Below are 21,922 nucleotides of genomic sequence, written 5' to 3' on the forward strand. Positions count from 1 at the left end.
CTTGGGCATTCCCAACAACAACGGCAGCCTAGGCTGCCGTTGTTGTTGCTGAAAGGCCAACGGGCAAGGCCCGCGCCAGATCAGTAAGGATCAGTAAGCCTGGCCCAGCTGACCGAGGATGGCCGGGTTTTCCAAGGTCGAAATATCCTGCGTGATCTCTTCACCTTTGGCCAGTGAACGCAACAGGCGGCGCATGATTTTGCCGGAACGGGTCTTGGGCAGGTTGTCGCCGAAGCGGATGTCTTTGGGCTTGGCGATTGGCCCGATTTCCTTGGCGATGTGTTCACGCAACTGCTTGGCAATCGCCTTGCCTTCTTCGCTGTTGGGCAACGAACGCTTGAGCACAACAAAGGCGCAAATGGCCTCGCCCGTGGTGTCATCTGGGCGGCCCACCACGGCAGCTTCAGCAACCAGCTCGGTACAAGAGACCAGGGCAGATTCGATTTCCATGGTGCCCATGCGATGGCCCGACACGTTCAGCACATCGTCAATGCGCCCGGTGATGGTGAAGTAGCTGGTTTTCTCGTCGCGGATCGCACCATCGCCCGCCAGGTAATACTTGCCCTTGAAATCGTCGGGGTAATAGCTTTTCTTGAAGCGCTCGGGGTCACCCCAGATATTGCGGATCATGGCAGGCCATGGGCGTTTGACGACCAGAATGCCGCCTTGGCCGTTGGGCATGTCCTTGCCGGTTTCGTCCACGATGGCGGCCTCGATGCCGGGGAATGGCAAGGTGCATGAGCCGGGCACCATGGGGGTCGCGCCCGGCAAGGGGGTGATCATGTGACCACCGGTTTCGGTCTGCCAGAAAGTGTCCACAATCGGGCAGCGCCCGCCACCCACATGCTGGTGATACCACTCCCATGCTGCGGGGTTGATCGGCTCGCCGACCGAGCCCAGCAGACGCAGGCTGGACAGGTTGTAACTTTTGGGGTGTACGGCATCGTTGGCTTCAGCAGCCTTGATGAGCGAACGGATGGCGGTTGGCGCGGTGTAGAAGATCGAGACTTTGTGGTCCTGGATCATCTTCCAGAAGCGGCCTGCATCCGGAAAAGTGGGCACGCCCTCAAACACGATTTCGGTACCACCCAAAGACAAGGGACCGTAGGTGATGTAGGTGTGACCCGTGACCCAACCGATATCGGCGGTACACCAGAACACGTCATCCGCCTTCAGGTCAAACGTCCACTTGGTGGTTAATGCGGCGTGCAACAGGTAGCCGCCAGTGCTGTGCTGAACGCCTTTGGGCTTGCCGGTCGAGCCCGATGTATAGAGCAAGAACAAGGGGTGCTCAGCGCCCACCCATTCAGGCTCGCAGGTGGTGGCTTGTTTGTCGGCCAAATCGGCCAGCCACAAATCACGGCCAGCCGTCATGGCGATCTCGGAACCCGAGCGCTTGACGACCAGTACATTTTTGATGGCACCGCAGCCACCCAAAGCCAAGGCATCGTCGACGATGGATTTGAGGGGCAACTGTTTGCCACCGCGCACCTGGTGGTCGGCGGTGATCACAGCCACAGCACCTGTGTCTTCGATGCGGTCACGCAGCGACTGGGCCGAAAAACCGCCGAACACCACCGAGTGGGTCGCGCCGATGCGGGCGCAGGCTTGCATGGCGGCCACGCCGTCAATGGACATGGAGATGTAAATGACCACGCGGTCACCTTTGCGAATGCCCAGGCTCTTCAGGGCATTGGCGTACTGACAGGTCTTGACCAGCAACTGGCTGTAAGTGACCTTGGTGACTTCACCACCGTCGGCTTCAAAAATGATGGCGGTCTTATCGCCAAGGCCTTTTTCGACATTGCGGTCCAGGCAGTTGTAAGACGCATTCAAAGTACCGTCTTCGAACCACTTGAAAAAGGGCGCGTTGGATTCGTCGAGCACCTTGGTAAAAGGGGTCTTCCAGCTGATCAGCTCTCTGGCCAGACGCGCCCAATAGCCTTCGTAATCGGTTTCGGCTTCTTTGCACAGCGCCTCATAGGCGGGCATGCCCGAGATGTGGGCGTTTTTCACGAAATCGGCGCTGGGCTGGTAAATGGTGGAACTCATCAGAATTGTCTCCTCAATGACATAGTCGTTTTTTAACTGATGCAAATGTCTGCTTTCGCTCTTACAAAGCACTGACTGACATCAGGCTTGCATTCAACCGATATTTAATCGCACTTCTACCACCTAAAATCAGGGTTCGCCCCAAGGCACCGCCTTTATGCAACTTCCAGGAAAACCATGTTCAACAAGCAGCCCGCCCCTCAAGGCAAATTGAGCCCCCTGAGCAGCTTTATTTTTGCCAGCCGATGGCTGCAATTGCCTTTGTATTTGGGACTGATCGCCGCACAAGCGGTCTATGTGTTCCATTTTTGGGTTGAATTGGTCCACCTGCTCGAAGCGGCATTTGGCAGCCAGACCGCACTGCAGGCCCTGGTCAGCAGCATCGGCTACAAAGCCGATGCGCCGCTCACTGCCCTGAATGAAACGGTGATCATGCTGGTCGTGCTGGCCCTGATTGACGTGGTCATGATTTCGAACTTGCTGATCATGGTCATCGTGGGTGGTTACGAAACCTTTGTTTCGCGCCTGAACCTTGAAGGCCATCCGGACCAGCCCGAGTGGTTAAGTCACGTCAACGCCTCTGTGCTCAAAGTGAAACTGGGCACAGCCATCATCGGTATCAGCTCGATCCACTTGCTCAAGACCTTTATCAATGCCGCCAACTACGACGAAAAAGTGCTGATGTGGCAAACCATCATTCACATGGCTTTCTTGCTCAGCGCGATCGCCATTGCCTACGCAGACCGGCTGATGTCGCACCACGACAAATCCGGCCACTGATCACACCCCATTCGTCGACCACCCACCGGACCCACTCACCATGACCACCGTCATCCAACAAGCCGACCTGATCGAATCCGTCGCCGCCGCGCTCCAATACATTAGCTACTACCACCCGGCTGACTACATCGCGCACCTCGCCAAAGCTTACGAGCGCGAGCAAAGCCCTGCCGCCAAGGACGCGATCGCGCAAATCTTGACCAACAGCAAGATGAGCGCCACCGGCCACCGTCCAATTTGCCAGGACACCGGTATCGTGAACGTGTTTCTGAAGGTGGGCATGGACGTGCGCTGGGAAGGGTTCACGGGCAGCTTGGACGACGCCATCAATGAAGGGGTGCGTCGTGGCTACAACCACCCGGACAACACGCTGCGTGCATCGGTCGTTTCAGACCCGCACTTCAACCGCAAGAACACCAAGGACAACACGCCTGCGGTGATCTTCACCGAGATCGTGCCGGGCAACCGGCTCGACGTGACCGTGGCAGCCAAGGGCGGTGGTAGCGAGAACAAATCCAAAATGATCATGCTCAACCCCGGTGACAGCATCGTGGACTGGGTTTTGAAAACCGTGCCCACCATGGGCGCGGGCTGGTGCCCACCCGGCATGCTGGGCATCGGCATTGGTGGCACCGCAGAGAAAGCCGTGCTCATGGCCAAGGAAAGCCTGATGGACGACCTGGACATGTACCAGTTGCTCGAAAAATCCAGCAAAGGCGAGAAGCTCGACCAAGTTGAAGACATGCGCCTGGAGCTTTATCACAAGGTCAACGCACTGGGCATTGGCGCCCAGGGTCTTGGTGGCCTGACCACCGTGCTGGACGTCAAGATCAAGATGTACCCCACCCATGCCGCGTCCAAGCCCGTGGCCATGATCCCCAACTGCGCGGCCACCCGCCACGCACACTTTGTGCTCGACGGCTCCGGCCCGACCTACCTGGAAGCCCCATCGCTGGACCTTTGGCCCAACGTGAACTGGGCGCCCGACACTGAAAAAAGCAAACGCGTCGACCTGAACGCACTGACGCCCGCCGAGGTGGCCAGTTGGAAGCCCGGCCAGACCTTGCTGCTCAACGGCAAGATGCTGACCGGCCGAGATGCCGCGCACAAACGCATACAAGACATGTTGGCCAAGGGCGAGTCACTACCGGTTGACTTCACCAACCGCGTGATTTACTACGTTGGTCCGGTGGACCCCGTGGGCGACGAAGCCGTGGGCCCTGCAGGCCCCACCACGGCCACCCGCATGGACGGCTTCACGGAAATGATGCTGGCCCAGACGGGCCTGATCGCGATGATCGGCAAGGCCGAGCGCGGCCCGGTCGCCATCGAAGCCATCAAGAAGCACAAATCAGCTTATCTGATGGCTGTGGGCGGTGCGGCTTATTTGGTGTCCAAGGCCATCAAGCACGCCAGGGTGGTGGGCTTTGCCGACATGGGCATGGAAGCCATCTACGAATTTGACGTGGTCGACATGCCTGTCACGGTGGCCGTGGACTCGGGCGGTACAAGCGCGCACATTACGGGCCCAGCCGAATGGCAAAAGCGCATCGCCACAGGCGAGTTCAAAGGCATTGGCGTGACCGCTGCCTGAATGAGATCGGTGGTGGCCATTGACCCCACCGAAAACCGACTCATGACCGACTCATGATCGAATCCCCCATCGGCGTTTTTGACAGCGGTATCGGCGGCCTGAGTGTTTTGCAGTCGCTGCAGTTGGCTCTGCCTGCTGAACACTTTGTCTATTGGGCCGACAGCGGGCATGCGCCTTATGGTGAAAAATCCGATTTGTTTGTGCGCCAGCGCAGCCTGGCCATTGCCGACCACCTGATCCGCCAACACCACATCAAGGCTTTGGTCGTGGCCTGCAACACGGCCACGGCAGCAGCCATCCATGCGCTTAGGCAGCAGCATCCCCACCTCATCATTGTTGGGGTCGAGCCCGCCTTGAAACCTGCCTTGAAAATAAGCCAGACCGGGCACATCGGTGTGATCGGGACTCGCGGCACGCTGGGCAGTGAGAAATTCCACCGCTTGCTGAGCAGCCTGCAAGGTCATGCCCACTTCACAGTGCAAGCCTGCAAGGGGCTGGCGCTGGCGATTGAGCAATCGACCGATACGGCATCTGGGAACCAGGCTTCACAACGAATCACCCAACTGCTGGAAAGTTACACTGGCGAAATGGGTCAATTCGGGCAAGGCCCTGGCCAAATCGACACCTTGGTACTGGGTTGCACGCACTATGTATTTGCCCAGAACGAGTTGCAGCATGTGCTTGGCTCGAAAATTCATCTGGTGTCTACCGGAGAGCCCGTGGCACGGCAAACCCGGCGATTGCTCGAAGCCGCATCGCTGTTGCGCGAGGGCCCTGGTCCCCAAGCGCTTTCAGCACGCATCAGCTTGCTGAGCAACGGTGATTTGATCGGCCTGCAAGCGGCGGCGACCCGTTGGCTGGGTCTGCCGCCATCAAATTGCCAACGGGCAGATTCCCATGTTTGATCAGCCCTGACCACGCACTTGAACCGGCTCCTGAGCCATACGGCGCCCACGTTCCACGTTGACCGGCATGAGCAAAACCAGACCCAGGACGAACAACAGCGATGTCGAGCCAATGGCGATTCGCTGATTGCCGCCGCTGAGCCAGGTGATCAGGCCATAGCTCAAAGGCCCCAGAATGCTGGCCAGCCGAATGGCAAAAGTCCACAGGCCGAAGAACTCGCCAAGGCGTGCGGACGGGATCATCAGGCCAGCCATGGCACGCCCCGACGACTGGCTGGAGCCCATGCAGACCCCGGCAATGGCAGCAGCCCACCAGAACACCTCTTTGGTGCTCGACAAAGCAGCGATCACGCAAGTCAGGATCCATCCCAGCAAGGTCAAGGACAAAGCCAGCTTGTGACCGATCTTGTCTTGCGCGTAGCCAAAGATAAAAGCACCCACAAAAGCGGCCAAGTTCAGGACAAAGATCAAGACCATGGTTTCTTGCGGTTGAAACCCGATGACTTGCTCGGCGTAAATGGCCGCCAATGAGATCGCCACAGCCACCCCGCCCTGGTAGGCCACGGCGCAAGCCATCAAGCGCGTGAAGTCCTCATAGGGACGGGCATCACGGAATGTTTTTTGAAGGCCTCGCAAACTTTGCAGCATGCCGAGCACAGGCGCGTTGGGCTGAGGCACGGCGTGCTCTCGCATCAGGGAAAAAGTCACACACGCCGCAGCGCCGTAAACAAGGGCGGTGATCACCATGGTCACTGGCACAAATTGGCTGCCCGTTTCACCGTGGGCTTGAGCCGCCAGCACATAAGCCAGGCAAGCGCCAAGGGTCAGCATGCCGCCAACGTAGCCCATGGCCCAACCCCAACCGCTGACGCGCCCCATGGCATGGGGTTTGGCGAGTTCGGGTAAAAACGAAGCGGTCAAAGACTCGCCGTAAGAGAAAAACGTGTTGGAAACAACCAAGAGCAGTAATCCAAGCGCCACCTGCCCCGGCCCAACCCATGCCAAGGCCGCCGTGCTCAACACACAAGCAACCGTGACAAGCACCAACAATCGTTTTTTACCGGCTGTGCGATCGGCCCAGGCACCCAAACCGGGCATGGTGAGCATGACGATCGCATAAGAAACGCTCAACCCCGCAGTCCAGGCCAACGTAGCCCAAGCAGCGCCATCGGCCACCCCCCCGACAAAATAGGCTGCAAAGACAGCGGTGATGACCACGGTGGTGTAGCCCGAATTGGCAAAGTCGTACATGGCCCAGCCAAAAACCTCGCGCCAGAGAACACCAGGGTTAAGGGCCTCACGCGAAAACATGGCGGGCTTGGCAGTCAATTTCAGTGGAGATGGCGTGGTCGGCGACCGCCGCCACCACCGCCATGGCCGCTGCTGCTGCCACCCGAACCCCGTGGCGGCTTGCCCAACTCGAGCGAGCTGACCAAATTGTCAAAACGCTGACTGAATAATTTGTCGATCTCTGCCACAACGCCAGACAACTCGGAGCCATCAAAATGGCGCTCCATCATGTTCACCACATCATGGATCAGCAAGTCACGCTGGGCTTGCATGATCGCGCCAGGATCAGGACCGACAAACAGCATCACAAAATCATCTCGTGATTCAGCGCCGCTGGCTTCATCTTCATCGTCAAATTCAGTGTCGTAAAAAGTGACTTCTATTTGAGCGCCTGCGACCGACAAATCATTGAGGTTCATGCACAGTTCGTCCATGACCATGCGGAAATCATCTTCCCCACGAACTGTCCAGCACATTTGAAGCCGATGCAGACTTGCGTCAAAACGAATACCTGGCTCTTCCTCGTAAAGGCTGGTCGAACCCTCGCTCAGCGTGCGAGCGCCAGCGTAATGCCATAGCGGCTTGAGTGCTTCCTGAATGGCTTTGATGTCGGTGCCTGGCTTGATCGGCACATCACCATGCACATGAATTTCAAGCGTTGCATTGTCGTTTGTCATGATGGTGTTTTGGTAACAATGGTGCCCCGAGCCGGAATCGAACCGGCACGCCCCTTTTCAGGAAGCAACGGATTTTAAGTCCGGTGTGTCTACCGATTTCACCACCGGGGCAGAAACTCTATTGTGCCTTGATAAACCCGATTTACGGGCTCAATCCATCTGCAAGTTCTGCATGGCCAATACAAAAAACGTCACCACACTCAGGTAGCCGACCGTCCAAAAAATTGTGCGGAACAGCGCCTTGTCGGCCAGGTAACACGCCACATAGGCCACCCGTGTCGCCACAAACAAAGCGGCCAAAAGGTCAACCATAAAAGGATCGACACCCGTCAGCAGCGCCAACAGCACACCCACCGCAAAGAAAGGAAAAGCCTCAAAGCAATTGGCCTGGGCCGCATTGGCTCTCGCTCTGTAGCCACCTTGGTGCGACAACCAGGCGCGGGGGTCGTGGTTGTCATAGCCTTTGGCACCCGCCTTGGCAATGCCGGCACAAACCATGGGCATCAAACCCGCCACCAACACGGATGCGTAAGAAATCACCATCACAGACTCCATTGACTGTTCAACCTAACAAATTGAGCCACGTCATTTTTGACAGCCCCAACAAAAAAGCCACTGAACTTCAGTGGCTTGGGCTTAAAAGGCCCGGCACAAGCCAGACCCAACCGCAATCAACCGCCTTTTTTGGAGCGCTTGCCTGGGTTTTTCTTGCTGCGTGTCGCCACACCTCGCTCCAGGCTGACGCGCTGACCACGGCCAGCCGTGCGCAGGTTAACGCCAGGCAATGCGGGCAGTGGCTGAGTGAATTTACGGTCTGCTTCGGTGACGATTTTGTTGCCCATCTACGGCTCCAGATAAATAATGCAAAGCGGTATTAAGCCACAAGATCTGGCCATTTTGAACAGATGTCCTTTCAAGTTGGCCTGAATGCACCCAGGAAGGCGACATTTCAACTGGCGATAAACTGGCCCCATGGACTTCACCACCCTGCTGATCGTGGCCTATTTCGGCTTGCTGGCGATAAACCTTCGCAAACGCTGGGGCATTCTCGATGGCCCTTGGCTATTTTTCTTTCGGGCGTTCTTTCCAAATTGGAAGTTTTACCACGGGATCAGCCAAGCACCCCGTCTGTATGTTCGGGGCCAAACTGCCCCTGGGGCCTGGACCGACTGGCGCCTGGTCTACCCCAGACTGACAAGACGGGGATGGCACTTGGTTCACAACCCTGCGGTCAATTTGGCGCTGACACATCAAAATTTGGTCGATCATCTGGCCAACGACATCAACGACCTGCCCGATGGCGCCGACATCCGAGAGCGGGTCACCTACCAACTGGTCAGCCGACTGGCACAGCAAGCCATTGCAGGGGCCTGTTGGGGCAATCAACCCATGATCGCGCAAGAACCGGTGCACCCTCTTTTGGCTTTTCAATTTGAAGTGAGGATGGAACTCCCTGAAGGTCAACGCAGTGAACTCATGCTCCAGTCTCCAGCGATAACCACATGGAATTAACGCTGGCCATTCGGATTTTCGAGGTGCTCTTGGGCTGGAGCCTGTGTTTGCAGACGCTGGAATATTTGCGCGTGGCATCTTTAGACCGCATCACCCTCTGGCCGACTCTTCGAAAGGAAATCCCCGTCCACCCTGCATGGATGAAGGCCGCACTTGACAAGATTTTCAAGCCCGGGGTCTATGCTGCCATATTGGCACTGCGCCTGTTACTGGCCATCGCTTTGATGTTGGGCCACCTCGGTTTGGTCGGAGCCATGCTGCTCTTCCTGACGGCGCTGCTGCTGCTTTTGCGCTGGCGTGGTGCATTCAATGGTGGCAGTGACTTCATGACCTTGGTTGCCATCACGGGCTTGCTGTTGGCACAGCTTGCAGGGTTCCTGGTGGATGCCCCCTGGGGTTGGCGCGCAGGATTTTGGTACATCACGCTGCAAACGGTGAGTTCTTATTTTGTCTCTGGCTGGGTCAAATTATTGCGCCCGGAATGGCGCTCAGGCAAAGCCTTGACGCTTTTTCTGGACAGTGGTGTTTATGGTCCTTTGCCGGCAAACAGTTTTTTTCGACGCCCGCAAATTGCGTTGTTGTGCTCCTGGTCATTTACCCTGTGGGAAGGCTGCTTTCCATTGGCGTTGCTGGATGTTCGACTGGCCCTGATCTGGTGTGCTGTGGCCGCCTTGTTCCATTTTCTGGTGTTCTGGTTTTTTGGACTCAATCGGTTCTTCTGGGCATGGATCAGTACATTTCCAGCGGTCATCTACTGCGCTGGCAACACTTGGTGATGCGTGGTGTTGCGAACTGAGAATGCGCGCCTATTTCAGGCCATAACCACTCCAGGAACCCGGAAAAGTGCCTTGAACCGATAAGGTGAACACAAAGCTTGGCAAGCTCTAACCTTTGTACGCGCGAAAAAAAACACCCCGTACTTTCGTGCGGGGTGTTCTTACTTGATGACTGGTGGGACCAGCGGGGGTCGAACCCACGACAAACGGATTAAAAGTCCGCTGCTCTACCAACTGAGCTATGGTCCCTATGCTGCAGTTTTAGCCACTCCAGCAAGCCTTGAATTATAGCGTTATTTTCCAGCCCTCAAATTCGGGGCGGCCAAAAAATTCAAAATCTCAGATGCAGCGCACATGCCGAAGGTTGCAGTGACGCTGACCACGGACCCATAGCCATGGCAATTGAGCGAACCATCGCTTTCGATGGCGCAAGAGACATCAGGCGGTGCCACGGCCTCTCGGCTGAATACGCCTTGAACGCCTATACGCTTGCCCTCTTTGGCTGCACCGTGGTGCTTTCGCAATCGGTAGCGCATCTGTGACAACAAGGGATCATGTGTGATTTTGGACAAATCATCAACATCTACTTTGTGGGCCAAACGCTTGCCACCCGCTGCCCCGACCGTGATGAAACCCGCCTTGTTTTGCATGGCCCACAAGGCCATGGCCACCTTGGCCTTGACCTGGTCACAGGCATCGATGACCGCATCAGGAAGACAAGGTAAAACGGCAGGCCAGTTTTCAGGGGTGACGAATTCATCGATTGCATCGACCTGGCACTCAGGATGGATCAAGGCAATGCGATCACGCATCGCCTCCACCTTGGACTGCCCTGTGGTGCTGGTCAGCGCGTGAATTTGGCGGTTGATGTTCGACTCGGCAATATGGTCCATGTCGATCAAGCTCAAACGGGCCACACCGCTGCGAGCCAGGGCCTCTGCCACCCAAGAACCCACACCACCGATGCCTACCACCGCCACATGTGACTGACGTATGTTCATGGCGCCCTGCAAACCGTAAAGCCGTTGCAAGCCCCCAAATCGCCGCGCTTCAATGGATGCCTGAAGCAGTAAATCTGTCACAAGGAAGACTCCGCTCGATGCAATTGCCACTGCAGGGCCAAAACGGCCCCCAGTGCAGTGCCCAGAACCGCGATGAAACTGCCCAGACTGAGAGTGGACAAGCCCGACAGCCCCTGCCCCACAGTGCAGCCCATGGCCATGACACCCCCCATGCCCATCAAGCTGCCCCCCAGCAAATGCATCCCCAGATCGGAAGTCTGTGTAAAACCCTCCCAACGGAAAGTGCCTTGCAGCAAGGCACTGCAAAAAGCGCCCAGGAGCAAGCCAGCCACCACCGCCATGCCCAGTGTCAACCGTTTGCTGCCATCGCTGAAATACATGAAGGCGTCCCACCAGTAAGCCACGGGTGCGGTGAAGCTCATCGACTCCATGCGGCCGCTTGAAGTGGCCAAGAAAACCGACTCCAGCGTTTCGGGGTGCTCGGGCACAAAGCCCATGACACCACTGACCCACCAAAGTGCGACCACAATGGCCCCTATCCCTGCACCAGACACGATGATGGAACGGGCAATGGGCTGGCGATCTTTGAAAACCCAAAGGAACAGCAGGCCCGAAAACACACAGGCTGCGATCAGCCAGGCCAAGGGCAAGGCCGTACCTGTGCCAGCGGCCAGCCACTGACCCACAAATGGGCCAGGCCCGGTGCCCACTGTCACTTGATCAATTGAATTGACCCGCCACACGGCAGTCAACCCTCTCAGGGTGGCCAAAGCAGAAATGCCCATCGCCATCAAGACCACCAGCGATTTCAAGTTGCCGCCTCCCAACCGAATAAGCGACTTGCTGGCGCATCCGGATCCCAGCACCATGCCGACACCAAAAAGAACACCCCCCCACAACAAGGAGAGCCACATCAGTTGGCTGCTGGCGTAAATGGTGTTGAGCGGGCTGACCCAGCCTCGCCAGGCCATCAGGCCGAAGCCCAAAACAGCCACAGCCATCGCCAGCCCCCACTGTTTGGCACGGGTTTTGTCACCCATGATCACCCAGTCACTGATGGCACCCATGGTGCAGAAATGGCTGCGATGAAACAACACACCTGCGGCCGTGGCCAGCAAAAAAGTCAGCCCCAGAACTGTGTATGTCTGGAGCTGAAGTTGCTCTAGCGTGATCACCCGTGTCCTAGGGGTCAGCGCAAACGCGTCAGGCGCTCACGGGCTGTTGCCGCAGTTTCTGAAGCGGGGTAAGACTTGATCAAATCGTCCATCGTTTTGCGGGCCCCCTTGAGGTCCTTCAGTTCGATCTGGACATTGGAGATGGCCAGCATGGCTTCAGGTGCACGCAGGTGAGCAGGTGCAGACTTCAGCATTTGCTGGAAAGTCACCATGGCCTCTTTGTAATCCTTGTTGGCGTATTGGGCATTGCCCAGCCAGAACATGGCCGAAGGCGCATAACCGCCAAGGCGGTAACGCAGAACGAATTGCCCCAGGGCCTCTTGGGCTAAAGCAAAATCGCCCTTGCGAAAGACGTCCATAGCGGCTTCATAGTCGCGCTTTTCAAAAGGCTCGGCCATGAATTCATTGCCATCGACTGTGACCTTCAGGGGTTCAAAACGGCGCAGTCGCTGGTCCACGACGGTCACCACGTCTTTTTGGCGCATTTGGACTTCTGACAACTCGCGGGCCAGTTGTTCATGGGCACCGCGACCTTGAGACAATTCAGCCTTCAGACCCTCGATCTGACCTTGAAGATCAAGCAGGGATCGGCGCAACTGGGCGTTTTCGACACCCACACCCTTGATCGCCATGTTCGCCTGCTCGACACGCTGGCGCAAATCCAGAATGGCCTTGCGGGCCTCATCGTCTTCAAAAAGACCCGCATGCGCTGTGCCCAACAAAGTGCAAAGCGCCCAAACCAGAACGAACCTGGGCCATACAAACCTGGAAATCAGACGCGCGCTCATGGTTTTCAGTACCGGATTTCGACGCGGCGGTTTTTAGCCAGATCGGCTTCGGCCGCGCCTTGCGCCGCTGGCTTTTCCTTGCCATAACTGACAGCCTCCATCTGACTCTCTGGCACACCCAACAGGCTCAAAGACTGCCGCACCGCCTCGGCGCGCTTTTGACCCAATGCCAGGTTGTATTCACGGCCACCGCGCTCATCGGTGTGCCCTTCAAGGTTGGCCTTGCGTTGTTTGTTGGCTTGCAAGAAACGGGCATGGTTTTCAAGCACAGGGCGGGCTTCTGTGCGGACAACAAAACTGTCGTAGTCAAAATACACCACGTGTGCCACGCCCACAGGGCCAATGCCCGAGCCCGACTTGTCGGCCACCACCGAAGCAACACCAGTTTGAGCAACACCTTGCGGGTCAGCAATGCCTTGTGTCGACACACCCGAAGAAGTGGCGGATTTGTCTTCGACCGGGACATCGTCCAGTTTCACGCCAGACGCACAGCCAGCCAACAGCGCCACAAACAACAAACTGGCCAATAATTTCTTCGTCATGATTTTCCTCGTCAATTATAAAAAGTGAATGTTCAAAATTTCATTTGCGGACCGGACCCCAATGGGGCTCCCGGATGTCGCCACCTTGCCCCGCAAGGCGTGCTTTGATTCGACCGTCCAGTGTGGTGGTCATCAAGGATTCGCGTCCTTGAAAAACCGTTGCATAAACCAACAAGCGGCTATTGGGCGCAAAACTGGGGCGTTCGTCTGCGGATGTATCTGTCAATGCAGTTACTTGGCCAGAGGACAAATCCATCAAATGCAAGCGAAATCCACCGCCTGAACGTGAAACGTAGGCCAACCAACGGCCATCCGGGCTGACTGCTGGAGAGATGTTGTAGGTGCCTGAAAAAGTCACACGCTCGGCAGGCCCGCCTTGCACTGGCATGCGGTAAATTTGCGGGCTTCCACCTCGGTCACTGACAAAAAACAAGGCACTGCCATCGGGCGAAAAAGCCGGCTCGGTGTTGATGCTGCCCGACTGCGTCAAACGGCGAGGCTCGCCGCCATTCAGGTCGATGCGGTACAGCTGAGATCCACCATCCCGGCTGAGGGTTGCGGCCAACCCGTTGCCATCGGCACTCCAGGCAGGCGCACTGTTGGAGCCTTTAAAGTTGGCCACAGCCCGGCGTTGTCCTGTGGACAATTCGTGGACATAGACCACCGGCTTGCGCAGTTCAAACGACACATAGGCCAATTGGGCACCATTGGGCGACCATGAAGGGGAAATGATTGGCTCCGGGCTGCTCAAGGCCGACTTGGCGTTTTCTCCGTCAGAGTCTGCGATCCACAAGACATAGCGGCCACCCGACTTGGTGACATAACTGATGCGTGATGCAAATGCACCCGGGGTGCCTGTGAGTTGCTGGTAAACCCAGTCGGCGATGCGGTGTGCCGACAAGCGCAAGTCGCCTGCAGCCACTGTGTCCTTGAAATCACCTTTGTCCTGACCTTTCACCGCATCCCACAAACGGGCACGCACATCAAACCGGCCATCGGCCAGTCGGGTCACAGAACCCGCCACCAGGGCTTCAGCAGACAACTGGCGCCACGGGGACCAGTCGGGCTGACTGGTCTCATCCAGCAAGGCTGTGCCGGCAGCCAGGCCCTTGAACTGACCGCTGCGCTCCAGATCGGCTTGAACAATCGACGCCAGCTTTTGCGGTGCCGCAGCTTCACCCTTAAAGGGTCCAATCACCACGGGCAACTGGGTCATGCCCACACCTGTCACTTCGACCCGAAACTGGGCCCAGGCGGGCAGGGCCAGCGCACTCAAAACCAGCAGTTTCAAAAGCCTGGGCAATAGGCCAATACGCAATAAATCAAGCTTCATGTCGTTGGGGCGTTCATTGAAATCGAACAAACCGTGATCGTACACCGTGGAAATGACTTTTAAGCCCCACTTCCAGTGGCGTTAACTACAATCTGGCGCATGAGTCAGACCCCACCCCCTTCCAATTCGCCGTCCAGCATCCGGGGAAGGTTGCAGCGCTTGGTTCCCTATTTCGGGGGTCAGAGGGGCATCTGGGCCGTGGCGATCCTGGCCACCCTGATGGCGGCCTTGACCGAACCGATGATTCCAGCCTTGTTTCAGCCCTTACTGGACAAAGGCTTTTCGGAAAACAAACTGCCCTTGTGGACCGTTCCCGCTGCCGTTGTGGGCCTTTTCACAGTGCGTGGAATCGCCAACTTCATCGCGCAATATGCACTTTCCAGGCTGACCAATGACGGGATGGAAAAACTCAGATCGCAGCTTTTTGCCCAACTCATGAAAGCGGACCTGTCGCTTTTTTCAAAGCAATCGGCCAGCGCACTCTCCAACACCATCGTTTACGAAGTCCAGACCGGCGCCTCGCAATTGGTCTCAGCGGTGATTTCACTGGCCCGAGACAGTTTCACACTGATCGCCCTGCTGGGTTATCTGATGTGGCTGAACTGGAAACTCACCCTGGTGGTTTTCACGGTGGCGCCAGGCTTGAGCTGGATCATCAAGGCCTTGTCGCGCAGGCTTTACAGATTGACCAAGGAAAGCCAAAGCGCCACCGACGACCTGGCCTATGTGGTCGAAGAAAACGTGCTGGCGCACCGTGTTGTGCGTCTCCAGGGCGGACAAGCCCACCAAACCGCACGTTTTGGCCACCTGGCCAAAGTGCTTCGCCGACTGGCCCTGAAGACCACCGTGGCATCGGCTGGGATGGCGCCACTCACGCAGATCATGGCGGCTTTGTCGCTGTCCATGGTGTTGGTGATTGCGCTTTACCAAAGTCAGAACGGCGCTTCAGGTGCGACGGTGGGTGGGTTTGTTGCCTTCATCACGGCCATGCTAATGCTGATCGCGCCCATCAAGCGACTGGCCGAAATATCCAGCCCGATCACCCGGGGATTGGCCGCCCTAGAACGGGGCTTGGCCTTGTTGCACGAGGCCAAGGAAGAGACTCAAGGGACGCACACCATTTCGCGCGCACAAGGAGCTGTGGCCTGGCAAGATGTGCATTTGCAGTTCAGTCCGGATGGCCAGCCAGCCCTGTCCGGGGTCACCCTGAAAGTCAACCCCGGCGAAACCGTGGCCTTCGTGGGCACTTCAGGGGCCGGCAAAACCACCCTGGTTCAGTTGCTCCCACGGTTTGTACAACCCAGCTCTGGCGAAGTCTCCATGGATGGCGTCCCTCTTCAGGATTGGGACCTGACCAGCTTGCGGCAACAAATCGCCATGGTCAGCCAGGATGTGGTGATGCTCAACGACACCGTCGCCGCCAATGTGTGTCTGGGGCATGAAGCCAACAAAGAGCGCATTGAAGCCAGCCTGAAAGCGGCCAACTTATGGGACCACATCTTGCAAATGCCCTTGGGAGTGGACACCCTTTTGGGTCACAACGCCAGCCAACTCTCCGGAGGACAGCGCCAGCGCCTGGCGATTGCACGTGCCTTGTACAAAGATGCGCCTATTTTGATTCTGGACGAAGCCACCTCAGCCTTGGACAACGAGTCGGAACGGCTGGTTCAGGACGCCTTGCAAAAGCTCATGCAAGGGAGAACCACCTTGATCGTGGCGCATCGCCTGACCACCATCGAGCACGCAGACCGGGTCGTCGTGATGGCTAAAGGCCGCATTGTCGAACAAGGCACTCCCGCAGAATTGCTGGCCAAGGGCGGCGCCTACGCGCGCTTGCACCACCGGGGCGAAGGTGCCGGCGAAGAGATGTAAGGCCCCCTCAGAGCAATACAACGTCGTATTGCTCTGGACCCATGGACGTTTCAACCTGCAGCGAGATCGGCTTGGCAATAAAGTCCGACAGGCCTGCAAGATGCTGGCTTTCTTCATCCAGCAACAAATCGATCACTGCCGAGGTGGCCAGGATGCGAAACTCGCGTGGATTGAATTGACGCGCTTCTCGCAAGATCTCTCGCAGAATGTCGTACACCACCGAGCGAGGCGTCTTGACGATGCCCTTGCCTTGGCAACTGGGGCAAGGCTCGCACAGCATATGGGCCAACGATTCACGGGTGCGTTTGCGCGTCATCTCCAGCAAGCCCAGGGATGAAAAACCACCCGCCATGGTTTTAACGCGATCGCGGGCCAATTGTTTGCGAAACTCCGCCAGCACCGCCTCTTGGTGCTCTGGGCGGCTCATGTCAATGAAGTCGGCAATGATGATGCCACCCAGATTGCGCAGGCGCAATTGGCGGGCAATGGCTTGTGCCGCTTCGAGATTTGTCTTGAAAATGGTGTCTTCAAAATTGCGTGCTCCCACATAACCACCGGTGTTCACATCCACCGTGGTCAGTGCCTCGGTCTGGTCGATGATCAGGTAGCCCCCTGATTTCAGCTCAACACGACGGCCCAGCGCCTTGGCGATTTCTTCGTCGATGGCATACAAATCAAAAATTGGGCGCTCTCCTTTGTACAACTGCAAGCGCTCGGCCGCTTTGGGCATGAACTCGCGGCCAAAAGCCTCCAGCTTGGCAAACTGCTCTTGAGAGTCGATGCGAATGCTTTGGGTGGCCTCGCCCACCAAGTCGCGCAAGACGCGTTGCAGCAGGGTCAGGTCTTGGTGCAGCAAGGAAGCAGGCGGCAAACGCATCGAGGCCTCCTTGATGCGGGCCCAAGTCTTGCGCAAATACGAAACGTCTTCTTGCAGCTCTTCATCACTGGAGTCTTCGGCATTGGTGCGCAAAATAAAGCCACCACCGGAAGGCCCCACCAAGGCCTGCAGCCTTAGGCGCAAGGCATCGCGCTGTTCTGAGGGAATTTTTTGCGATACGCCGATGTGGTCGTCTTGTGGCAAGAACACCAGATGGCGGCCTGCAATGCTGATCTGAGTAGACAGGCGGGCACCCTTGGTGCCCATGGGGTCTTTGATGACCTGAACCATGATGGCGCGCCCCTCAAACACCTGCTTTTCAATGGGCACCAGGGGTTGGCCCGTTCGGGCCGCTGCAGCCTCTCCCTCTGCGTGCTTTTGCCACACGTCGGCGACATGCAAAAAAGCAGCCTTGTCCAACCCGATGTCGATGAAAGCCGACTGCATGCCAGGCAAGACCCGCGCGACTTTGCCTAAGTAAACATTGCCCACCAGGCCACGCTCCAGCGTACGCTCGACATGCAACTCTTGCACCGCACCAAATTCGACCACTGCGACCCGGGTTTCCTGGGGCGACCAATTGACCAAAATATCTTGTTGCATGGATGGAATCAGGTTGGGGAATTTGAAATCGACTCAACTCGCTCAAGCACACCGCCAAGGCACACAGCTCAACAGCGAATGCCCAAGGACCGCAACAAACAGGCGGTCTCAAAAAGCGGCAATCCCATGATGCCTGAATAACTGCCCCGGATCTGTTCAATATGGGCAGCCGCCCTGCCCTGCACACCGTAGGCCCCAGCTTTGCCCATGGGCTCACCGCTTGCCACATATGCCTTGATCTGCGCGGGAGTCATGGGGGCAAACCGGACCCAGGAAACCGATACAGCCGATAACCGTTTTCGACCCTTTTGAACCGCAACCGCCGTCAAGATCCGATGGGTTTGACCCGCCAAAAGCTTCAGAATCCTTTGGGCATCGGCTTCATGAAGCGGTTTACCCAAAATGTCACGGCCCAGACACACCGTGGTGTCTGCGCAGAGAACCGGGGCTATCGGCAGTCCCTGGTTCTGCATACGCCGAACGGCGGCATCGAGCTTCAAACCTGTGACCCGAGCGACATAACGCGCAGGCGCTTCGGCGCCAAGCACTGCTTCCAAAGACTCTGCGTCCTCTTCAGGGCCAGCCAGCAGCAAGGTATGCGCCACGCCAATTTGGTCCAGCAATTGGCTGCGCCTCGGGCTTTGGGAGGCCAGGTAGATGAAATCGCTCATTCGCGGTGGTAGGGATGGTTGGCGTTGATCGACCAGGCACGGTAGAGTTGCTCAATCAAGAGCACCCGGGCCATGGCATGGGGCAAGGTCAGGTCAGAAAGGCGGATACGCTCGTGCGCGGCCTGCCTGAATTCGGGCGCCAAGCCGTCGGGACCACCGATCACCAGGGCCACATCGTCTCCCCCCAGTTGCCATCCGGTCAGGCGAGCTGCAAGGGCTTGGGTGGTCAGGTGGGTGCCACGCTCGTCGAGCACCACGATGCGGGTGCCACGCGGAATCGCAGCTTCAATCCGAAGACGTTCGGCGGCGTAAAGACTGGTCAGGGTTTTAGAGCCCCGAGGCTCGGTTTTCACAGCCTTGAGCTCCACCTTGAGCTCAGGGGGAAAACGTTTGGCATAGTCATCCCAGGCGGTTTGTGCCCAATCGGGGACACGCAGGCCGACCGCAACGATCAGCAGCTTCATGAAAAATCAATCGGCTTTGCGGCGAGTAGCAGCTTGCACGGCCTTGCGAGCAGGCGCTTTTTTGGCAGCGGCTTTCGCTACGGGTTTGGTAGCCGGTTTGGCGCTGGGTTTGCCCACGGTTTTAACGGTGGGTTTGCTGGTGGCGCGTGTCGGCTTGGCTGCTGGCTTGACGGTTTTCTTGGCAGGGGCCTTGCCCGCTGTTTTAGCCGGCGCCTTGACAGCCGGCTTGACCGATTTGGCGGGCGCCTTCAGTGCTGGTTTGGCTTTGGCGGCAGGAGATGCTGCTGTCTTTTTCGCCGCGGGGGTTTTCACGGTCGCTTTCTTGGCCACCGAATTGCGAATGTGTCCCTTGACTTCGGCAGTCGCAGCCGGTTTGGGCGCACCGAATTTCAAGCGCACAGGGGTACCGCCCCAAATTTCTTCGAGGTTGTAGTAGCTGCGAATGGTCGGCTGCATGATGTGCACCACGGCCTGGCCGCAGTCCACGATGATCCATTCACCATTGCCTTCGCCCTCCATACGGGGCTTGCCAAAACCAGCATTGCGGACTTTGTCGCGCACGCTGGCAGCCAAGGCTTTGGTCTGGCGGTTCGATGTGCCGGATGCAATGATGACCCGCTCAAACAGCGAAGACAGGTGCTCGGTGTCAAACACCTGAATCTCTTGGGCCTTGACGTCCTCCAGTGCGTCCACGATGGCTCGCTGGAGTTTTTGAATGTCTTTTTTGGCAGCGGTTTCGGTCATCAATTGGGCCTGTAAAGGTGGTGTTCGTGAATATAGCGTTCAACAGCGGGGGGTACCAGGCCAGTCATGGCCTGCTCCGAGGCCGCCAGTGCGCGGATGTCCGTGGCACTGTGGGGCATCAGCGGCATCTTCAAGGTGAGAATATGCGCTTGCAACGTGTCAGAAATAGGCGAAGGTGACTGCAGCGTGCCGGGCTCTTCATTCCAGGCACGCACGGCTTTATCCCGCCCTGCGGCGCAGATTATAGCGATGCGCCCAATTTCAGAGATATTTCGCCAGGCTGCCAGAGAGCGGCGCTGGTCGTCACCGATCAACAAATACAACTGCGCACCAGGAAACTCAGCTTGCAGTTCGTGCAATGTGTCCACGGTGTAACTGGGGCCTGTGCGATGTATTTCCCGCTCGTCCACCACCACTTGCGGCAAATGTCCAAAGGCCAGTCGAGCCATTGCCAACCGGTGCTCGGCGCCTGTCAAGTTGCGTGGTTTGTGCCAGGCCTGGCCCGTAGGCAGTACGCGAACCTGGTCAAGTTGCAGTTGCGCGATGGCGGCCTCAAGCAAGGCCACATGCGCCAGATGGGGCGGATCAAATGCTCCGCCAAAGACACCCAGTCGGGTGAATGGAGAAAGGCTCAAACCCAATCCTTGGGCACCAGGAAGTGGCTGAGCAGGCGCTCCTCTGGTGAGCCTGCTTCGTCCTTGCGCTGATACGACCAGCGCACCTCAGGTGGCATGGACAGCAAAATCGACTCGGTGCGGCCACCCGATTGCAAGCCAAAGTGGGTGCCCCGGTCCCAGACCAGGTTGAACTCGACGTAGCGACCGCGGCGGTAAAGTTGAAAATCCCGCTCCCGCTCGCCATAGGCCGTGTCTTTGCGGCGCTGAACAATCGGAAGGTAGGCAGGCAGTAAGGCATCTCCCACGCTTTGCAACATGGCAAAGCTCTGCGCCATACCCAACTCCGAAAAGTCGTCAAAGAAAATGCCTCCCACGCCCCGCTGCTCATAGCGGTGCTTGTTGCTGAAATAATCATCACACCAGGTCTTGAAGCGGGGGTGCAAAGCATCACCAAACGGGACCAGCGCGTCTTTGCAGGTTCGGTGAAAGTGCACCGCGTCTTCATCAAAGCCGTAATACGGTGTCAGGTCCATACCCCCCCCAAACCAGGCCACAGGCGGACCACCCTGGGGCTTGGCTGCAATCATGCGGACATTCATGTGAACCGTGGGCACGTAGGGATTGCGGGGGTGGAACACCAAAGAAACGCCCATGGCCTCAAAGGCCGAACCGGCCAGTTCTGGACGGTGCTGCGTGGCCGAGGGGGGCAACTGCGGCCCGGTGACGTGCGAAAAACCACAACCTGCACGCTCAAAAATACGCCCGCCCTCCAATATTTTGGTGATGCCATTGCCTTGAAGTTTTTCACCTGGATCTTTTTGCCAAGCATCGACTAAGAAAGTTGCTTCATCCATGTCGGCCAGGGCACCGGTGATGCGGGACTGCAAGCCAAGGAGGTAATTTTTGACCGTATCGAGTTCAAACGAAGTGTTCATGGGAAGAATCTTTTGACGGAAAACAGCCATTATTGGGGGGGGCACCTGGAGGTGGCGCAGACCCATGTGGGCTAGGGCTCCAGGGCACGATGGGGGACATTTGGAGTTCATGGAAACCCTTGACACCCGCAAACACACTGGCCATGTGAGCGTAGTCCTCTTCGACCCGTCCTGTTAGATCATAAAAATCCACCATGCTCAAGCAACGCTTGCCCCAATCGAGTTTGACCAAGGCCAAAGGCACCTGCGCACCTGTCGCCAACTGGTAAAAACCGCTGCGCCAACCGGGGGTAAGGCTGCGTGTGCCCTCAGGGGTCACGCCCATCCAGAGCAGTTGGTTTTGAAGTTTGCGCTCCTCAAACAAATGAACCATCTGACCCACCACACCTCGCGAAGAGCTGCGATGGATGGGTATACCCCCCACCCAACGCAACCAAGCTCCAATCACGGGCAACTTGAACAGCGAGTCCTTGCCCCAAAAATGCGCCGGAAAACCCATCGCCCATTTGGCCAGGATGCCAATCGGAAAATCCCAGTTGCTGGTATGCGGGTAGATGATGACCAAGCCCTGGCGTTTTGGTAAACCGTCAAACTCAAGGCGCCAGCCCAGCAGCTTCAAAACCCAGCGGGCCAGGCGGGAACCTTGAAAACTCACGGGTTGGGTCTGTAATGCGCTCATGGAGTGTCTCGTTG

At 57.4% G+C, this 21,922-nt stretch carries 23 protein-coding genes and 2 tRNA genes; 6 read left to right on the forward strand and 19 right to left on the reverse strand.

The window, feature by feature from the left end; all coding sequences use genetic code 11:
* Nucleotides 1–90: 90 nt before the first annotated feature.
* Nucleotides 91–2,052, reverse strand: a complete 1,962-nt coding sequence (gene acs, locus B9Z45_RS03330; RefSeq protein ID WP_108405817.1) for an acetate--CoA ligase — start codon at nucleotides 2,050–2,052, stop codon at nucleotides 91–93.
* Between the two features lie 177 nt (nucleotides 2,053–2,229).
* On the opposite strand from acs, the gene B9Z45_RS03335 reads away from it, so the two are divergent.
* Genes B9Z45_RS03335 through murI form a run of 3 tightly spaced genes read left to right on the forward strand, consistent with a single transcriptional unit; the run spans nucleotide 2,230 to nucleotide 5,331 of the window.
* Nucleotides 2,230–2,832, forward strand: a complete 603-nt coding sequence (locus B9Z45_RS03335) for a TIGR00645 family protein (protein ID WP_108405818.1) — start codon at nucleotides 2,230–2,232, stop codon at nucleotides 2,830–2,832.
* 40 nt (nucleotides 2,833–2,872) lie between these two features.
* Nucleotides 2,873–4,426, forward strand: a complete 1,554-nt coding sequence (locus tag B9Z45_RS03340; protein WP_108405819.1) for a fumarate hydratase — start codon at nucleotides 2,873–2,875, stop codon at nucleotides 4,424–4,426.
* Nucleotides 4,427–4,479: 53 nt separating this feature from the next.
* Nucleotides 4,480–5,331, forward strand: a complete 852-nt coding sequence (gene murI / locus B9Z45_RS03345) for a glutamate racemase (protein ID WP_108405820.1) — start codon at nucleotides 4,480–4,482, stop codon at nucleotides 5,329–5,331.
* Here the strand turns inward: murI and B9Z45_RS03350 are convergent, their stop codons facing one another.
* The 5 genes from B9Z45_RS03350 to B9Z45_RS17215 all read right to left on the reverse strand — a co-directional run bounded on the left by B9Z45_RS03350 (nucleotide 5,332) and on the right by B9Z45_RS17215 (nucleotide 8,140).
* Nucleotides 5,332–6,642 carry an MFS transporter gene (locus B9Z45_RS03350; protein ID WP_108405821.1) on the reverse strand — a complete coding sequence of 437 codons (1,311 nt, stop codon included), beginning with the start codon at nucleotides 6,640–6,642 and terminating at the stop codon, nucleotides 5,332–5,334. It lies immediately after the preceding gene.
* A gap of 20 nt (nucleotides 6,643–6,662) precedes the next feature.
* Nucleotides 6,663–7,298: a DUF6806 family protein gene (locus B9Z45_RS03355; RefSeq protein ID WP_108405822.1), complete on the reverse strand. Its 636-nt coding sequence runs from the start codon at nucleotides 7,296–7,298 to the stop codon at nucleotides 6,663–6,665.
* Nucleotides 7,299–7,317: 19 nt separating this feature from the next.
* A tRNA-Leu gene (locus B9Z45_RS03360) sits at nucleotides 7,318–7,409 on the reverse strand.
* Between the two features lie 39 nt (nucleotides 7,410–7,448).
* Entirely contained in the window at nucleotides 7,449–7,841 is a 393-nt protein-coding gene (locus tag B9Z45_RS03365) for an MAPEG family protein (protein ID WP_108405900.1), read from the reverse strand.
* A gap of 128 nt (nucleotides 7,842–7,969) precedes the next feature.
* The gene (locus tag B9Z45_RS17215; protein WP_199221832.1) at nucleotides 7,970–8,140 is read right to left on the reverse strand and encodes a hypothetical protein; all 171 of its coding nucleotides are present in this window, start codon (nucleotides 8,138–8,140) and stop codon (nucleotides 7,970–7,972) included.
* 130 nt (nucleotides 8,141–8,270) lie between these two features.
* On the opposite strand from B9Z45_RS17215, the gene B9Z45_RS03370 reads away from it, so the two are divergent.
* Both B9Z45_RS03370 and B9Z45_RS03375 read left to right on the forward strand, forming a co-directional pair.
* The gene (locus B9Z45_RS03370) at nucleotides 8,271–8,810 is read left to right on the forward strand and encodes a hypothetical protein (protein ID WP_108405823.1); all 540 of its coding nucleotides are present in this window, start codon (nucleotides 8,271–8,273) and stop codon (nucleotides 8,808–8,810) included.
* Nucleotides 8,801–9,586 (forward strand): hypothetical protein, encoded by a 786-nt coding sequence (locus B9Z45_RS03375; RefSeq protein ID WP_108405824.1) that lies wholly within the window; start codon nucleotides 8,801–8,803, stop codon nucleotides 9,584–9,586. Before B9Z45_RS03370 ends, B9Z45_RS03375 begins: the two co-directional genes overlap by 10 nt.
* Before the next feature lie 173 nt (nucleotides 9,587–9,759).
* Here B9Z45_RS03375 and B9Z45_RS03380 read toward each other — a convergent pair.
* From B9Z45_RS03380 to tolB, 6 genes are all read right to left on the reverse strand, one after another.
* Nucleotides 9,760–9,835 (reverse strand) — tRNA-Lys (locus tag B9Z45_RS03380).
* A gap of 44 nt (nucleotides 9,836–9,879) precedes the next feature.
* Nucleotides 9,880–10,668 carry a ThiF family adenylyltransferase gene (locus B9Z45_RS03385; protein WP_108405825.1) on the reverse strand — a complete coding sequence of 263 codons (789 nt, stop codon included), beginning with the start codon at nucleotides 10,666–10,668 and terminating at the stop codon, nucleotides 9,880–9,882.
* Nucleotides 10,665–11,783 (reverse strand): YeeE/YedE family protein, encoded by a 1,119-nt coding sequence (locus tag B9Z45_RS03390; RefSeq protein ID WP_233252058.1) that lies wholly within the window; start codon nucleotides 11,781–11,783, stop codon nucleotides 10,665–10,667. The genes B9Z45_RS03385 and B9Z45_RS03390 overlap by 4 nt, the downstream gene beginning before the upstream one ends.
* A gap of 14 nt (nucleotides 11,784–11,797) precedes the next feature.
* Nucleotides 11,798–12,571, reverse strand: a complete 774-nt coding sequence (ybgF, locus tag B9Z45_RS03395) for a tol-pal system protein YbgF (RefSeq protein ID WP_108405826.1) — start codon at nucleotides 12,569–12,571, stop codon at nucleotides 11,798–11,800.
* A 5-nt stretch (nucleotides 12,572–12,576) separates the two neighbouring features.
* A complete protein-coding gene (gene pal / locus B9Z45_RS03400; protein WP_108405827.1) occupies nucleotides 12,577–13,113 on the reverse strand; it encodes a peptidoglycan-associated lipoprotein Pal in 537 nt (178 codons plus the stop codon).
* A 40-nt stretch (nucleotides 13,114–13,153) separates the two neighbouring features.
* A complete protein-coding gene (tolB, locus tag B9Z45_RS03405) occupies nucleotides 13,154–14,446 on the reverse strand; it encodes a Tol-Pal system beta propeller repeat protein TolB (RefSeq protein ID WP_108405902.1) in 1,293 nt (430 codons plus the stop codon).
* A 99-nt stretch (nucleotides 14,447–14,545) separates the two neighbouring features.
* Here tolB and msbA point away from each other — a divergent pair, with 99 nt between their 5' ends.
* Nucleotides 14,546–16,318, forward strand: a complete 1,773-nt coding sequence (gene msbA, locus B9Z45_RS03410) for a lipid A export permease/ATP-binding protein MsbA (protein WP_108405828.1) — start codon at nucleotides 14,546–14,548, stop codon at nucleotides 16,316–16,318.
* A 7-nt stretch (nucleotides 16,319–16,325) separates the two neighbouring features.
* Here the strand turns inward: msbA and rng are convergent, their stop codons facing one another.
* The 7 genes from rng to B9Z45_RS03445 form a co-directional block, all read right to left on the reverse strand.
* A complete protein-coding gene (rng, locus tag B9Z45_RS03415; protein ID WP_108405829.1) occupies nucleotides 16,326–17,798 on the reverse strand; it encodes a ribonuclease G in 1,473 nt (490 codons plus the stop codon).
* Nucleotides 17,799–17,866: 68 nt separating this feature from the next.
* The gene (locus B9Z45_RS03420; RefSeq protein WP_108405830.1) at nucleotides 17,867–18,469 is read right to left on the reverse strand and encodes a nucleoside triphosphate pyrophosphatase; all 603 of its coding nucleotides are present in this window, start codon (nucleotides 18,467–18,469) and stop codon (nucleotides 17,867–17,869) included.
* Nucleotides 18,466–18,933 carry a 23S rRNA (pseudouridine(1915)-N(3))-methyltransferase RlmH gene (rlmH, locus tag B9Z45_RS03425; RefSeq protein ID WP_108405831.1) on the reverse strand — a complete coding sequence of 156 codons (468 nt, stop codon included), beginning with the start codon at nucleotides 18,931–18,933 and terminating at the stop codon, nucleotides 18,466–18,468. The genes B9Z45_RS03420 and rlmH overlap by 4 nt, the downstream gene beginning before the upstream one ends.
* Before the next feature lie 6 nt (nucleotides 18,934–18,939).
* On the reverse strand, nucleotides 18,940–19,677 hold the full coding sequence (gene rsfS / locus B9Z45_RS03430; RefSeq protein WP_108405832.1) for a ribosome silencing factor: 738 nt from the start codon (nucleotides 19,675–19,677) through the stop codon (nucleotides 18,940–18,942).
* Entirely contained in the window at nucleotides 19,677–20,318 is a 642-nt protein-coding gene (gene nadD / locus B9Z45_RS03435; RefSeq protein WP_108405833.1) for a nicotinate (nicotinamide) nucleotide adenylyltransferase, read from the reverse strand. Before nadD ends, rsfS begins: the two co-directional genes overlap by 1 nt.
* A complete protein-coding gene (gene hemF / locus B9Z45_RS03440; RefSeq protein WP_108405834.1) occupies nucleotides 20,309–21,229 on the reverse strand; it encodes an oxygen-dependent coproporphyrinogen oxidase in 921 nt (306 codons plus the stop codon). The genes nadD and hemF overlap by 10 nt, the downstream gene beginning before the upstream one ends.
* A complete protein-coding gene (locus B9Z45_RS03445; protein WP_233252059.1) occupies nucleotides 21,213–21,908 on the reverse strand; it encodes a 1-acyl-sn-glycerol-3-phosphate acyltransferase in 696 nt (231 codons plus the stop codon). Before B9Z45_RS03445 ends, hemF begins: the two co-directional genes overlap by 17 nt.
* Nucleotides 21,909–21,922: the final 14 nt, after the last annotated feature.

Origin of the sequence: Limnohabitans sp. 2KL-17, from assembly GCF_003063415.1 — a bacterium.
Lineage (GTDB): Bacteria > Pseudomonadota > Gammaproteobacteria > Burkholderiales > Burkholderiaceae_C > Limnohabitans_A.

What these genes read in the sequence shown, in the direction of transcription:
- acs (WP_108405817.1), bottom strand. Translation starts at nt 2,052, where the DNA reads ATGAGTTCCACCATTTACCAGCCCAGCGCCGATTTCGTGAAAAACGCC.
- B9Z45_RS03335 (WP_108405818.1), top strand. Translation starts at nt 2,230, where the DNA reads ATGTTCAACAAGCAGCCCGCCCCTCAAGGCAAATTGAGCCCCCTGAGC.
- B9Z45_RS03340 (WP_108405819.1), top strand. Translation starts at nt 2,873, where the DNA reads ATGACCACCGTCATCCAACAAGCCGACCTGATCGAATCCGTCGCCGCC.
- murI (WP_108405820.1), top strand. Translation starts at nt 4,480, where the DNA reads ATGATCGAATCCCCCATCGGCGTTTTTGACAGCGGTATCGGCGGCCTG.
- B9Z45_RS03350 (WP_108405821.1), bottom strand. Translation starts at nt 6,642, where the DNA reads ATGTTTTCGCGTGAGGCCCTTAACCCTGGTGTTCTCTGGCGCGAGGTT.
- B9Z45_RS03355 (WP_108405822.1), bottom strand. Translation starts at nt 7,298, where the DNA reads ATGACAAACGACAATGCAACGCTTGAAATTCATGTGCATGGTGATGTG.
- B9Z45_RS03365 (WP_108405900.1), bottom strand. Translation starts at nt 7,841, where the DNA reads ATGGTGATTTCTTACGCATCCGTGTTGGTGGCGGGTTTGATGCCCATG.
- B9Z45_RS17215 (WP_199221832.1), bottom strand. Translation starts at nt 8,140, where the DNA reads ATGGGCAACAAAATCGTCACCGAAGCAGACCGTAAATTCACTCAGCCA.
- B9Z45_RS03370 (WP_108405823.1), top strand. Translation starts at nt 8,271, where the DNA reads ATGGACTTCACCACCCTGCTGATCGTGGCCTATTTCGGCTTGCTGGCG.
- B9Z45_RS03375 (WP_108405824.1), top strand. Translation starts at nt 8,801, where the DNA reads ATGGAATTAACGCTGGCCATTCGGATTTTCGAGGTGCTCTTGGGCTGG.
- ybgF (WP_108405826.1), bottom strand. Translation starts at nt 12,571, where the DNA reads ATGAGCGCGCGTCTGATTTCCAGGTTTGTATGGCCCAGGTTCGTTCTG.
- pal (WP_108405827.1), bottom strand. Translation starts at nt 13,113, where the DNA reads ATGACGAAGAAATTATTGGCCAGTTTGTTGTTTGTGGCGCTGTTGGCT.
- tolB (WP_108405902.1), bottom strand. Translation starts at nt 14,446, where the DNA reads ATGAAGCTTGATTTATTGCGTATTGGCCTATTGCCCAGGCTTTTGAAA.
- msbA (WP_108405828.1), top strand. Translation starts at nt 14,546, where the DNA reads ATGAGTCAGACCCCACCCCCTTCCAATTCGCCGTCCAGCATCCGGGGA.
- rng (WP_108405829.1), bottom strand. Translation starts at nt 17,798, where the DNA reads ATGCAACAAGATATTTTGGTCAATTGGTCGCCCCAGGAAACCCGGGTC.
- B9Z45_RS03420 (WP_108405830.1), bottom strand. Translation starts at nt 18,469, where the DNA reads ATGAGCGATTTCATCTACCTGGCCTCCCAAAGCCCGAGGCGCAGCCAA.
- rlmH (WP_108405831.1), bottom strand. Translation starts at nt 18,933, where the DNA reads ATGAAGCTGCTGATCGTTGCGGTCGGCCTGCGTGTCCCCGATTGGGCA.
- rsfS (WP_108405832.1), bottom strand. Translation starts at nt 19,677, where the DNA reads ATGACCGAAACCGCTGCCAAAAAAGACATTCAAAAACTCCAGCGAGCC.
- hemF (WP_108405834.1), bottom strand. Translation starts at nt 21,229, where the DNA reads ATGAACACTTCGTTTGAACTCGATACGGTCAAAAATTACCTCCTTGGC.
- B9Z45_RS03445 (WP_233252059.1), bottom strand. Translation starts at nt 21,908, where the DNA reads ATGAGCGCATTACAGACCCAACCCGTGAGTTTTCAAGGTTCCCGCCTG.